At 69.6% G+C, this 12,252-nt stretch carries 13 protein-coding genes; 7 read left to right on the top strand and 6 right to left on the bottom strand.

The annotated features are described in order from the left end of the window. A partial coding sequence (locus QZ609_RS18875) for a DUF1415 family protein (protein ID WP_295497994.1) occupies positions 1-234 on the top strand: 234 nt, incomplete at its 5' end. Here QZ609_RS18875 and QZ609_RS18870 read toward each other — a convergent pair. The 3 genes from QZ609_RS18870 to QZ609_RS18860 are packed head-to-tail and all read right to left on the bottom strand — an operon-like array spanning position 215 to position 2,519. Next, positions 215-622, bottom strand: a complete 408-nt coding sequence (locus QZ609_RS18870) for a PIN domain-containing protein (RefSeq protein ID WP_295497992.1) — start codon at positions 620-622, stop codon at positions 215-217. The genes QZ609_RS18875 and QZ609_RS18870 overlap by 20 nt on opposite strands. Then, positions 609-842: an AbrB/MazE/SpoVT family DNA-binding domain-containing protein gene (locus QZ609_RS18865; RefSeq protein ID WP_295497991.1), complete on the bottom strand. Its 234-nt coding sequence runs from the start codon at positions 840-842 to the stop codon at positions 609-611. The genes QZ609_RS18870 and QZ609_RS18865 overlap by 14 nt, the downstream gene beginning before the upstream one ends. Positions 843-896: 54 nt before the next feature. After that, the gene (locus QZ609_RS18860) at positions 897-2,519 is read right to left on the bottom strand and encodes a glucan biosynthesis protein (protein ID WP_295497989.1); all 1,623 of its coding nucleotides are present in this window, start codon (positions 2,517-2,519) and stop codon (positions 897-899) included. A 216-nt stretch (positions 2,520-2,735) separates the two neighbouring features. On the opposite strand from QZ609_RS18860, the gene QZ609_RS18855 reads away from it, so the two are divergent. The 3 genes from QZ609_RS18855 to QZ609_RS18845 are packed head-to-tail and all read left to right on the top strand — an operon-like array spanning position 2,736 to position 6,104. Further along, on the top strand, positions 2,736-3,977 hold the full coding sequence (locus tag QZ609_RS18855) for an AGE family epimerase/isomerase (RefSeq protein ID WP_295497987.1): 1,242 nt from the start codon (positions 2,736-2,738) through the stop codon (positions 3,975-3,977). A gap of 8 nt (positions 3,978-3,985) precedes the next feature. Next, positions 3,986-5,287, top strand: coding sequence for an MFS transporter (locus tag QZ609_RS18850; RefSeq protein WP_295497985.1), 1,302 nt, complete (start codon positions 3,986-3,988; stop codon positions 5,285-5,287). 7 nt (positions 5,288-5,294) lie between these two features. Beyond that, a complete protein-coding gene (locus QZ609_RS18845; RefSeq protein ID WP_295497982.1) occupies positions 5,295-6,104 on the top strand; it encodes a GNAT family N-acetyltransferase in 810 nt (269 codons plus the stop codon). 436 nt (positions 6,105-6,540) lie between these two features. Here the strand turns inward: QZ609_RS18845 and QZ609_RS18840 are convergent, their stop codons facing one another. Continuing rightward, a complete protein-coding gene (locus tag QZ609_RS18840; RefSeq protein WP_295497980.1) occupies positions 6,541-7,707 on the bottom strand; it encodes an ABC transporter substrate-binding protein in 1,167 nt (388 codons plus the stop codon). Positions 7,708-7,914: 207 nt separating this feature from the next. On the opposite strand from QZ609_RS18840, the gene QZ609_RS18835 reads away from it, so the two are divergent. After that, a complete protein-coding gene (locus QZ609_RS18835; protein ID WP_295497978.1) occupies positions 7,915-8,730 on the top strand; it encodes a helix-turn-helix transcriptional regulator in 816 nt (271 codons plus the stop codon). A 28-nt stretch (positions 8,731-8,758) separates the two neighbouring features. Here QZ609_RS18835 and QZ609_RS18830 read toward each other — a convergent pair whose 3' ends face one another. Continuing rightward, positions 8,759-9,685 (bottom strand): alpha/beta fold hydrolase, encoded by a 927-nt coding sequence (locus QZ609_RS18830; protein WP_295497976.1) that lies wholly within the window; start codon positions 9,683-9,685, stop codon positions 8,759-8,761. A gap of 112 nt (positions 9,686-9,797) precedes the next feature. On the opposite strand from QZ609_RS18830, the gene QZ609_RS18825 reads away from it, so the two are divergent. Together QZ609_RS18825 and QZ609_RS18820 are read left to right on the top strand one after the other, a co-directional pair. Further along, positions 9,798-10,730 (top strand): helix-turn-helix transcriptional regulator, encoded by a 933-nt coding sequence (locus QZ609_RS18825; protein ID WP_295497974.1) that lies wholly within the window; start codon positions 9,798-9,800, stop codon positions 10,728-10,730. Between the two features lie 105 nt (positions 10,731-10,835). Beyond that, entirely contained in the window at positions 10,836-11,579 is a 744-nt protein-coding gene (locus QZ609_RS18820; RefSeq protein ID WP_295497972.1) for a PepSY-associated TM helix domain-containing protein, read from the top strand. Positions 11,580-11,598: 19 nt separating this feature from the next. Here QZ609_RS18820 and QZ609_RS18815 read toward each other — a convergent pair. Beyond that, positions 11,599-12,252: mechanosensitive ion channel family protein (locus QZ609_RS18815; RefSeq protein WP_295497970.1), on the bottom strand; the 654-nt coding region annotated here is incomplete at its 5' end.

Below are 12,252 nucleotides of genomic sequence, written 5' to 3'. Positions count from 1 at the left end.
AGCTTCCACCCCGATTTCGTCTTCGCCGATGCCGATCCGGACGACATCGCCAACGCCACCAACCGCGCGCCGGTGCCGATCCTGCACCTGCTGCGCGAGGACAGCATCGCCCGTGCGGCGGCAGCGGTGCCGGACGCGGCGGATATCTATGAGCGGAATATTGCGACGATGGAGCGGCTGGGGGCCGAGGGGTGGGCGGAGATGGCGGCGAGGTTCACGCCGCGAAAGGATTGATGATCCGCAGGCTCTGATCGATGACGAGACCGTGCTGCATGTCTTCGGAGTACAGCACGTTGCAGCCGGCCAAAGTGGCTGCGGCCACGATCATTGCATCGTAAATGGAAAGGCTGTAGCGCTGCGCAAGGTTGCGCCCAAGCGCATGGGTCTGAGCTGTCAGCGGTTCGATGCGGCACAGTGCACTCACAACCTCTAGTACAGCATCCACCTCACCCCAGGCCATCGCCCACTTCCTGCGCATCACGTTGGTGGCCTCGTTGAGCACCTGCACGCTGACGACGCCACCAGCAGCCATCAACGCATCCGCTCGGGCGACCTTGTGGGCGTCCTGCGATAGCGCGTACAGCACCACGTTGCTGTCCAGAAACGCCTCAGCCACGGTCATTGGCCTCGTCGCGGCTGAAAATAAAATCCGCGGGCATTTTGCCTCGATATGGCCGCAGCCGCTCCAACCATTCTTTAGCCGTGCGCTTTTTCTGAATTCCGAATACGCGCTCGCCAGCAACGACCACTTCCACGTCATCACCTTCGTGCAATTGCAAGGCCTCGACAACTGCCGCTGGCAAGCGAATCGCGAGGCTGTTGCCCCACTTCGATACCTGCATGGCGACCTCCCAAGAGGAATGGATAAACTGGATATGTATTGTATATCCAGCCACTCACACCGCCCGATCCACCGGCGGCGTCCACTGATACGCCCACGTCTCCGACAGCAGCCGCTCGCCCGATTGCAGCGTGAGCTGCAGCTCGATCGGCGCATTGCTGGCATCGGGCACCACGTCAAACATCGCCCGCACGCCGTCGATGCTGGCCAGCGGCCGCGCCGAGGCAATCTCCACCCGCCCGCGCGAGGCACGGATGACGGGCTCCACCGTCGCACCGGCGGTGGAATGCCCCAGCCGCGCCAATTCCCCGCCGGCAAAGTCGACCACGAAGCGCCACGAGAAGTACTTGCGCGGCTGCCCCACGATGCCGCCGATGCCCGTGCGCGTGGCCACCACCCGCGCCAGTGGCGAGGCGGCGGCCGGCTGCGCGCCCCAGGTCAGCCGGTAGCCGAAGGCCAGCTCCTGCCCGGCCTGCGGCGCCACGGCCGGGCGCCAGAAGGCGACGATGTTGTCGAAGGTCTCGTCGTTGGCGGACAGCTCCACCAGCTCGACCGCGCCCTCGCCCCAGCCGCGCGTGGGCTCGACCCACACGCTCGGGCGCTTCTCGTAGAACACGCCGTCGTCCTGGTAGTGGTCGGGGTTGCGGTCGCGCTGGAGCAGGCCGAAGCCGCGCGGGCCGTCGTCGGCAAAGCGCTGGCTGCGCAGCTTGGGCGGGTTGGCCAGCGGGCGCCAGATCCATTCGCCCGAGCCGCGCCAGATGGCCAGGCCGTCAGAGTCGTGGATCTCCGGGCGCCAGTCGGAGGCATGCCAGCGGCGGGCGGCGCTCTGGCGGTCGCCGGCGCGGTCGGCGCGGTCGTTCTCGCCGACGAGGAACATGCTGGTGAGCGGCGCGATGCCCAGGCGCTCGATCGGCTTGTGGACGAACAGCGTGGCCTGCACGTCCATCACCAACGTGTCGCCGGGGCGAATGTCGAAGCGGTAGGCACCGGCCACGCTGGGGGAGTCGAGCAAGGCGTACACGCGCAGGGTCTCGGCGTCCGCCGCCGGGCGCACCAGCCAGAATTCGGTGAAATCGGGAAACTCCTCGGCGCGCGCGAGGCCCGTGTCGATCGCCAGCCCGCGCGCCGACATGCCGTACTGCCATTGCCCACCGACTGCGCGGAAGTAGCTGGCGCCCAGGAAGGCAGCGACGTCGCGTGTCGGATCAGCCTTGGTGGTCAGCCGAAAGCCCGCAAAGCCCAGGTCGGCCGGCAGCGCCTGGTGGTCCAGGCCGCTCTTGCCGTAGTCGAACAGGGCCGGGTCATAGGCGATGACGCGCGCCTGGCCGTCCGCCACCTCGTGCATGCGCACGGCCGATTTGAAGAACAGGCCCAGATGGAAGAAGCGCGCCTCGAACGGCAGGTGCTGGCCGCCCCAGAGCGCGTGGTCGGCGCGGTGGCCGATGGATTGGTAGGCGTCCCACCCGAGGCTAGCCAGCGGTGCCGGCAAGGTGGTGCTGCGGCGGTGGTACGGGCGGGCCGCCAGGGCCCGTGCGCGCTGCACCACGGTGGTTTCGTCGAAAGGCTCCGTTGGGGCGGGGGCGGAAGCCTCGGTTTGCGATGCGGCACTGCGGGCCAAACCGGGCGCCAGGGCCAGGAGCCCGGCGGCCAACTGCTTGAGAAGATCGCGGCGGTGCATGGATGGGGGGCAGAAGCCGTCACGTCGATAGCGGCATCTTCGCACAGCCCCAAGCTAGCAGAATCATCCGGGGTTTACCTTTCAGTACACCCACAACCCTCCGCCACCATAGGGATTGCGGCTGCCTCGCGTGGCATCCGCCCGTCAGTTGGCGCACAATCTATGCCCCCGCCGGCTGCCTTTGGGCCGGCTTTCGTCATGACAGGCCCGGCGCATATGTTTCCATCGCTCCCTACGTCCGCACCCGGCACACCTGAGCCGCCCGCCGCGCTGCAGGCATTCGCCCGTCATTACGACGACGTCCTGCTGCCGATGTGGCTCGGCCCCGGCTGGAACGCGCAGGCCGGGCTGTGCTACGAGGCACTGGTCTTGGACGACGCGGGCAGCGGCACGCTGGTGCCCGCCTCCACCGCGCGCTACCGGGCGATGGCGTGCGCGCGGCAACTGTATACATTCGCCCGCGCGACGGTGCTGTCACCGCGTCACAAGGCGCTGTGCGCCGAGCGCGCCGCCGCGCTGTGCCACGCGCTGGACACGCGCTTTCGCGACACCATCAACGGCGGCTGGGTGTTCTCCATCGACAGCGCGCTGGCCCCGCTGGATGCGACCAAGGATCTCTACACGCACGCCTTCGTGCTGTTTGCCGCTGCCCACTGGCTGGCGGTGAGCGACGACCCGCGCGCCGCCGCGCTGATGGACGAGGCGCACGACGTCATCACCCGCCGCTTTACGCACCAAGGCGCGCATGTGGGCAATTCACCGCTGCCGGTGGCCACCATGGATGAGGCCTTCACCGCCGCACAGGCCGGCGTCGCGCAAAACCCGGTGATGCACCTGACCGAGGCCTACCTGGCCGCCGCCGCCCTGCCGGATGCGCCCGCCTGGGCCGAAGCCGGCGTGCGCGTGCAGGCCGAGGGCATCCTCGCGCGCTGCCTCGATGCACGCACCGGCTGCATCACCGAATTGCCCGTCGACGAGGCCAGCCCAGACAACCGCATCGAGCCCGGCCACCAGTTCGAGTGGGTCTACCTGGCACGGGCCCATGCCGACGTGTTCACCCGCTCCGAGGCTGGCCGGCAACTGGCCGATACGCTGGACCGCGCGGTCGACCTCGGCTGCCGCCTGGGCGTGGATGCCGACACCCAGGGCGTGTGCCTGTCGCTGAACCTCGACGGTAGCCCGCGCGACATGAGCCAGCGCATCTGGGCCCAGACCGAATACGGCCGCGCGCTGGCCGTGGGCACGCCGACGCAGGTCGCCCTGCTCGCGCGCATGCTGCCGCTGTGGCAGGCGCGCTTCCTGCACGCGCACGGCTGGCATGAAGTGATTGACGCCAGCGGCCAGTGCCTGCGCCCCGACATGCCGTCCAGCACGCCGTACCACATCACCACTTTCTACGAGGCGGCTCGCGCTGCGCTGTCCGGCTCGGCTTCACGTTGTACCCCAGCAGTTGAGTGAGACATTTCATGCAGACCCATAACCCCAACGAATCCAAGGCCCGCTCCATCTTCCGGGTGGTCAGCGGCAACTTCCTGGAGATGTACGACTTCATGGTCTACGGCTACTACGCCAAGGCCATTGCCGACACCTTCTTCCCGGCCGGCAACGAGTTCCTCTCGCTGATGCTGTCGCTGGTCACGTTTGGCGCCGGCTTCCTGATGCGGCCGCTGGGCGCGATCTTCCTCGGCGCCTACATCGACCGCCACGGCCGTCGCGTGGGCCTGATCGTCACGCTGGCGCTGATGGCGTGCGGCACGCTGCTGATCGCGCTGGTGCCGGGCTACGCCACCATCGGCCTGGCGGCGCCACTGCTGGTGCTGATCGGGCGCCTGCTGCAGGGCTTCTCGGCCGGCGTGGAACTGGGCGGCGTATCGGTCTACCTGGCCGAGATCGCCACCCCGGGCAAGAAGGGCTTCTTCGTGAGCTGGCAATCGGCCAGCCAGCAGGTGGCGGTGATGTTTGCCGCGCTGCTGGGCGTGGTGATGTCGATCCTGCTGCCGCCGTCTGAGATGAGCGCATGGGGCTGGCGCGTGCCGTTCCTGGTCGGCTGCCTGATCGTGCCGTTCCTGTTCATCATCCGCCGCTCGCTGCAAGAGACCGAGGAATTCCAGAAGCGCAAGCATCGCCCCGACCTGCGCGCTGTGTTCCGCTCGATGGGCCAGAACTGGCGCCTGGTGGGCGCGGGCACGCTGCTGGTGGTGATGACCACGGTGTCGTTCTACCTGATCACCGCCTACACGCCCACGTTTGGCAAGAGCGTGCTGCACCTGTCCGACATGGACAGCCTGATCGTCACGCTGTGCGTGGGCGCGTCCAACTTCTTCTGGCTGCCGGTGATGGGCGCGGTGTCCGACCGCGTCGGCCGCCGCCCGCTGCTGATCCTGTTCACCGCGCTGATGCTGGTGACGGCCTACCCGGCCATGCAGTGGCTGGTGGGCGCACCGTCGTTCGCGCGCATGCTGACCGTGCTGCTGTGGCTGTCGTTCCTGTACGGCAGCTACAACGGCGCGATGGTCGTCACGCTCACCGAGATCATGCCGCCGGAGGTGCGCACCACCGGCTTCTCGCTGGCGTACAGCCTGGCCACCGCCATCTTCGGCGGCTTCACGCCGGCCATCGCCACCTGGCTGATCCACGCCACCGGCAACAAGGCGATGCCGGGCGTGTGGGTGTCGTTTGCCGCGCTGTGCGGGCTCGTCGCCACGCTGGCGATCGTCAAGCCGGCGGGCAAGCACGTGCATGGCGCGGGCACCGTCCCCGCTGCCTGACCGCGCGATGCAGAACCCGGGCGGCCCGATCGGCATCAGCGATATCGTCGACATCGTTGCCATCGAGCACGCCGGCTTTGCCGCGCTGCCGCCCGAACACCATCTCGAAGACGGCCTCTGGGTGCTGCGCATGGCGGGGGGCCTGGCCAAACGGGCCAACTCCGCCAACCCGCGCGCCCCGGGCGCCGAACTGGATGCGGCGCGCCTCGCCCGCATCGAAGCCGTCTACCGCAGCGCCGGGCTGCCGGTCATCCTGCGCATCAACCCGCTGGCGGCGCCCGAGGCCGACGCCCTGCTCGTCGCCCACGGCTACCAGTTCGTCGATGACTGCCGCGTGATGACGGCGCGCCTGGCACCCGCCGCAGGCACCGCCCCCGCGCCGATGCCCGACGGCATCGTCACCACGGCCGACACCACCATCCCCGACTTCTGGCACGACACCTTCGCGCAGCTCGATGGGCTCGACGCACATGGTCGCGCCACCCGCCGCGCCATGCTCGACGCGCTCGACCGCCCGCATGCGGCAATCACGCTGCGGGATGTATCAGGAGAGGTGCTGGGGATTGGCCTGGCCGTGCGGGACGGCGCCCATGTCGGCCTGTTCGATGTGCGCGTGGCCCCTGCCGCGCGCGGGCGGGGCCTCGGCCGCGCCGTGACGGTGGCGATGCTGGACTGGGCGCGCGCCCAGGGCATCGCCGATGCGCCGCTGACCGCCTACCTGCAGGTCGGCGCCGACAACGTGCCGGCGGTCAGCCTGTATCGCTCGCTCGGCTTTGCCGACGCCTACGCGTACCACTACCGCATCGGGCCAGCCTGAGGCGGCACCGCTCACAAAGCTTGGCGCGCCAACCGCAAAGCTTTTTGCTCGGCGCACGCAGCGCCAACGCTCCAATCACAAAGCTTTTTGCCTTGCGCGCGAAGCGCAAAGCTTCAACCGCAAAGCTTTTTGCACGGTGTGCCCAGCTTCGCGGCTCGAATCGCAACGCTATTTGCTTTGCGGTTGAAGCTCCACGCTCCGACCGCAAGGCTTTTTGCTCGGCGCGCAAAGCGCCAAGGCACCCATTCCGGAGCTTTTTGCTTTGCGCGAGCAGCGCAATGCTGCCATCGCCAAGCGCTTTGCTCCGCGTGGGCAGCCCAACGCGCCAGTCGCAGCGTTTTTGCCTTGCGCACGACGCCTGAGGCCCAGGCCGTGAGCCCTCCCCGCTTGCGCGCGGGAGCGGGCCGGACGCGCCCAGCGCCCTGCGCCGTGGCGGTTACTGGATCACCAACCCATTCGGCCCGACCACGCCCAGCTCCACATAGTGCGAGCCCGGGCGGCGCCGATCCGAAAAATCCACCGTGAAGCCGCCGCCGACATCGTAGTTGCGCAGGCCGGCCAGCTCGCGCCGCACCTGTTCGCGCGTGGGCTTGGGACCGGCGCGGCGCAGCGCCTCGGCCAGCACCTTGGCTGCCACGAACCCTTCCACCGAGCGCGACGAGAGGTCGACATCGCGCGCACCCAGCGCCGTGCGTGCGCGGTTGAACTCGCGGATGACCGGGTTCACGCCCTTGGCCGGGTTGGGCATCACCAGCGCCAGCGAGTAGCCGCGCACCGCCTCGAGCCCCGCCACCTTGAGCAGCATGCCGGGGTCGATCGACGACAGCCCGAACAGTTGCGCACCGCCGCCGCGCGCTCGGTACTGCTTGACGAACTGCGCGGCCGGCTCGGCCGTGGCGCCCAGGAAGATCGCCTGCACGTCGGTGGCCAGCAGCTTGTCCACCGCCGGCCCCACCGTCGACGTGTTGCGCAGGTACGAGGCCGATGCCGCAATCGCCAGCTTGTGCGCCTTGAGCGCGCGCTCGACACCGCTCATGGCCTCCCGGCCGAACGCATCGTCCTGGTACAGCACGCCGATGCGCGTGATGCCGATGATCGCCAGCGCCCCCACCATCTTGTCGATTTCCTGCTGATAGCTGGCCTTGATGGGGAACACCAGCGGGTCGCCGGTCATGCTGGAGGCGCCGGTGGCGGGGCCGACCAGCGGCAGGCCCGCGTCGGCCAGCACGCCGCTGCGCATCAGCGCTTCAACGTTTGCGGTGCCGACCACGGTGAGCGCGGCCACCGGGTTGTCGATCCGGGCCATGTCGCGCACGTTGCGCAGGGTCTGTTCGATCTTCTGCTCGTCGTCGCGCGCCACCAGGCGGATGAGCTCGCCATTGATGCCGCCGTCGAGGTTGATCCAGTCGAAATACAGCCGTGCGCCGGCGTTGAGTGCACGCCCCGTGGTGGCCTGCGAACCCGACAGGGGCAGCGACTGGATGATGCTGATATCGGCCTGCGCGATGGAGGCCGCCAACCCTGCGCAGACAGCGAGCACGGCGGCGCAACGCTGGCGCAAGCGCGCACCCCGGCCGCTGCGCGCGTGATTTCCCGTTTGCATGTAAGCACCCTTCACCGCAGTGGCCTCTTGGGACCTTGCGGCGTTTTGTCGAGACCGCTTGTGCGGCCCACTTTGTCGTTCTGGTTCGGTGGAACATAACCGACGCGGGCGATAGCCTGCCATCGCCACGTGACTTCGACAAGCCTTACGGATCGCTTTAGACTGGTTTTGTCGCACCTGCCGTTGTCACCTTGCTGCAAACCCGCCATGCCGCCCCGCCTGCTGCCCTCCGACCTCGAGCTTCGCATCCCGCCCACGCCGGCGCACCCGGTGCGGCTGTACACGCGGCATATGGCGGCCAACACGCGCTTTCCACGTCACACGCACCCGTGGGCGCAGGTCGCCTACAGCCACACCAGCATGCTGCGCGTGCAAGCCGGCGACACCGCCTGGGTGGTGCCGCCTTCGCGGGCGATCTGGATTCCACCCGGCATCGAGCACGAGGTGTGGGTGGTGGCGGCGGCCGACTTGCGCACGCTCTACGCCGACCCGTCGGTGGTGACGGGCGTACTCATGCAATGCCGGGTGATGGAGGTGTCGCCGCTGCTGCGCGAGCTGATTGCCGCGATGGACGTTAAGCGGCCGCTGCCGGCCGAGCGCGAGCGGGCGCTGGGGGTGCTGATCCTCGACGAGCTGCGCCGCAGCGCGCCGCTGCCGCTGGACCTGCCGATGCCCACCGACAAGCGCCTGCGCGCGCTGTGCGAGCGCGTGATGGCCGACCCCGGCACGCCGCACACCTTTGATGAACTCGCCCACGCGGTGGGCGCCAGCACGCGCACGCTGGCGCGACGGTTTCGCGACGAGCTGGGCGTGAGCTTCTCGCAATGGCGCCAGCAGGCGGTGCTGGCCAGCGCCATCCCTCTGATGTCACAGGGGATGCCGCTGGCGCGCGTCGCCCAGGAGCTGGGCTACAACAGCCAGAGTGCGTTCTCGGCGATGTTCCGGCGGGCGTTCGGGCAAAGCCCGAGCGCGTTCCTGCACCGCCCGGGGGCGGACGAGATGTCGGCACGCGACGCCGCCTGAGGCCGGCGCGGCAGGCATAGCTGGCGCCTCAGGCAGCCGCCAGCGCGTCGAGCCAGGCCACCGTCTCGCGCCACCACGGCGCGCCGGACGCCGCCCGAAAGAACCCCATGTGCCCGACCGGCTTGCCGTGCAGCGCCGCCGCGTCCACCTGGCGGCGCGTGACGCGCGCGGCGGGAAACCGTGCGACCAGCGCGTCGATGGCGCGCGCCGGGGCCATCGGATCATCGTCGAAGCCCCAGGCGAGCAGCGGCACCGGCAGGCGGCCGTAGCGCGAGGTGTCCAGCCCGGCGCCCGGCGCGAACAGGTAGCCGCGCCGCCGCGCAAAGCGCGCCCAGTCGCCCAGGATGGTGGCCGGGATCGACATCGGCCCCATGCCGACGGCGGCCAGTGGCAGGGTGCCGCCCCGCATGCGCGCCACCGCCAGCGGAATCCGCACGCGCAGCAGCCACGCGAGCTTCGCGCGCCCCAGCGGCCCGCGCCACGGCCACAGCCGCGCATTGGCCAGCGACACCGCCACGTGCACCAGCGCATCGGCATGCACGATGTGCGGCGCCAGACCGGCCAGCTGCCCGCCCGCGCTATGGCCGAGCACCACCAGCCGGCGCCCGCCACAGCCTTCGGGGGTGAGCGTGTCGTGCACCCACTTGAGCACCGCGTCGATGTCGCGCGTGCCCCAATCGGCAAAGCGCGGCATGCCCGGCCCGGTGGCCAGCGCCTCGCCGATGCCGCGGTAGTCGAATGACACCACGCGCCAGCCGGCCAGGCACAGCGCCCGCGCAAACACGCCGTAGAACTGGCGCGGCACGCCCAGCGCCGGGCAGATCACCACCGTGCCGTGCGCGCCCGGGCCGGGGCTGGTGACCGTCACCGGCAGGGTCCAGCCGTCGGCGGTGCGGATGTGGTCTTCGCGCACCGGGAGGGCGTCGGCGGGGGTGGCGATGGGATCGCGCTGCATGGGGGCTCCGCTGCTCCGGGTTCGATGGGTGCAGTATTGGTGGCGCAGGATGCGGCCACAATGACGCGACAGGTAATCGCCGAACGTACCTGGCTCTGCTTCAATAGGTGTCATGAAACCGACCCAGCCTTCCGTCCGCGCCGACACCATCGCCGTGCTCGACGACGGCGACACCGCCCAGGTGCCCGCCGAGCCGCCCGAGGCCGCGGCCTCGCGCTTCCCGCAGTTGCTGCGCTTCTGGCGCACGCGGCGCGGCCACAGCCAGCTCGCCCTGGCGCTGGCGGCCGACGTGTCGCAACGGCACGTGAGCTTTCTGGAATCGGGCCGCGCCACGCCCAGCCGCAACATGATCCTGCAGCTGGCCGAGGAGCTGAACGTGCCCCTGCGCCACCGCAACCAGATGCTGCTGGCCGCCGGCTTCGCCCCCGCCTACCCGGAACAGGGCTTGACCGCCCCACCCGACGAAGCCTCGCCGATGATGCAGGCCGTGCGCCACGCGGTGAAGCTGATCCTCGACAAGCAGGCGCCCTACCCGGCCGTCGTGCTGGACCGTTTCTGGCACGTGCTCGACGGCAACGCCGCGCACCGCCGCCTGATGCGCTGGGCCATCGGCGACGACCGCGCCGAAGGCACGCCCGGCGCCGTCAACATGATGAAGCTGGTGTTCGACCCCACCGCGCTATGGCCGGCGCTGGTCAACCGCGAGGCAGTCGGCCGCTACCTGGCCCGACGCGTGCGGCAGGAGCTGGCGCTGCACGCGGTCGACCCGGCCACGCAGCGCCTGCTGGCCGAGATGCGTGCGCTGCAACCGGCCCTCTTTGCCGAGGCGCCCGCCCAGGCTCGCACGGCCCCGGCCGTCGAGGCGACGGACCCTCCGCCCTTCCTGCCGGTCACGCTGCGGCGCGGTGACGTGACGATCTCGCTGTTCAGCACGCTCACCACGCTGGGCACGCCGCGCGATGCGGGGCTGCAGGAGATGCGCATCGAGTGCTTCTATCCGGCGGATGAGGCGTCGCGGCGGGCGCTGGAGGAGATCACGCGGTAAGGCCGGGTAAGGCGGCTCGGATTGCAACGAGAATCATTCTCATCTATATTGACCGGTCGATTCGCCCTCCCACCGGCGGCCACGTGTGCCGTCCTGCGTCGCGTCATGACCGATCTCTCCCATCCTCCGCTGTCCGCCAACCCGGCGGCAGCGCCCCAGGCCCGTCCAGCCCGCAAGGCCCGCGCCGAACACCCCGCCAACCACCGCGCCACGCTGGTCCGCTGGCTGCGCAAGACGCATGGCTGGTTCGGCCTGTGGGGCGCGATCATGGGGTTGATCTTCGGCGTATCGGGCATCTGGCTGAACCACCGCGCGGTGATGAAGCTGCCGGTGGCGCAAACCAAGACCAACACGCGCGTCGCCCTGTCTGATCCGCTGCCGGCCACGCCGGAAGCCATGGGCGCGCGGCTGCAGCAAGCGCTGCAGATGCCGGAGCCGCCGGCCCGTGTGCGAGTGGAACGTGCGCGCCCGGTGCCGTGGGCAGAACCAGCGGCCAAGTCAGATGGCGAGCGCCCCTCCATCAAGCCGCTGATGCAGCCCGAGCAATGGACCTACAACTTCGGCAACGCCACCACGCAAGTCCAGGTGGAATACTGGGTCGGCAACCACTCGGCGGAAGTGCGCCAGTCCGACTACGGCGTGCTCGCCACGTTGATGGCGCTGCACAAGGGCGTCGGCATGACGGTGCCGTGGATTCTGCTGGCCGATACGCTGGCTGGCTGCCTGATCTTCCTGTCGCTGTCGGGGCTGTGGCTGTGGGTGCTGACCACCAAGAAACGCACCGTCGGCTGGACGATCTTCGGGCTGGGGAGTCTGCTGGCGATCGGGCTGGCAGTGGCGCGGCTGTGACCGTACGGCGCAGACGCCGCTAGGCCGGTGCGGCCGGCGTCTCGCCGGACGCGGGCGGGCGCCCGGCCTCGCCCCCCGCTCCCTCCCGCGTCATCCACTGCTCCAAGGCGGGCGACGGGCGCAGCACCGTGGAGGGCGTTGCCAGCGGCACGCCGGCCGCGTCGAACGCCTGCTTGAGCGCGGTGTTGAACGGCCGCAGCACGTCGGACTGCTTCTGCGGGCGCGTCTTGAAGCGGCCCTTGACGATCATCGCGCCGCCGTCGAAGCGGTCCACCCCAAACACCTCCGCACCGCCCAGCAGTGCGTAGGCAAAGCGGCTCTCGGCGGCGATGCCGTCGGCCACTTCGCGCACCAGTTCGATGGCGCGCTTGGGGTCGGCGTCCATCGCCACGCGCACCTCGAAATCGGCGTAGGAGTAATCGCGCGACAGGTTGCGCACGGTCTTGATCTGGCTGAACGGAATCGAATGGATCGCACCGGTGCCGTCGCGCAGGCGCACCGTGCGGATGGTCATGCTCATGACCGTGCCCGAGGCCACGCCCACATCCACCACATCGCCCACGCTGATGGTGTCTTCCATCAGGATGAAGATGCCGGTAATCAGGTCCTGCGCCAGCGACTGCGCGCCAAAGCCCACCGCCAGGCCGATCACCCCGGCGCCGGCCACCAGCGG

This window comes from uncultured Ralstonia sp., assembly GCA_913056305.1.
In the GTDB taxonomy this organism is placed as follows: domain Bacteria; phylum Pseudomonadota; class Gammaproteobacteria; order Burkholderiales; family Burkholderiaceae; genus Ralstonia.
The sequence above is the reverse complement of the archived record's forward strand: the minus strand, read 5'-3'. Positions and strand labels throughout refer to the sequence as shown.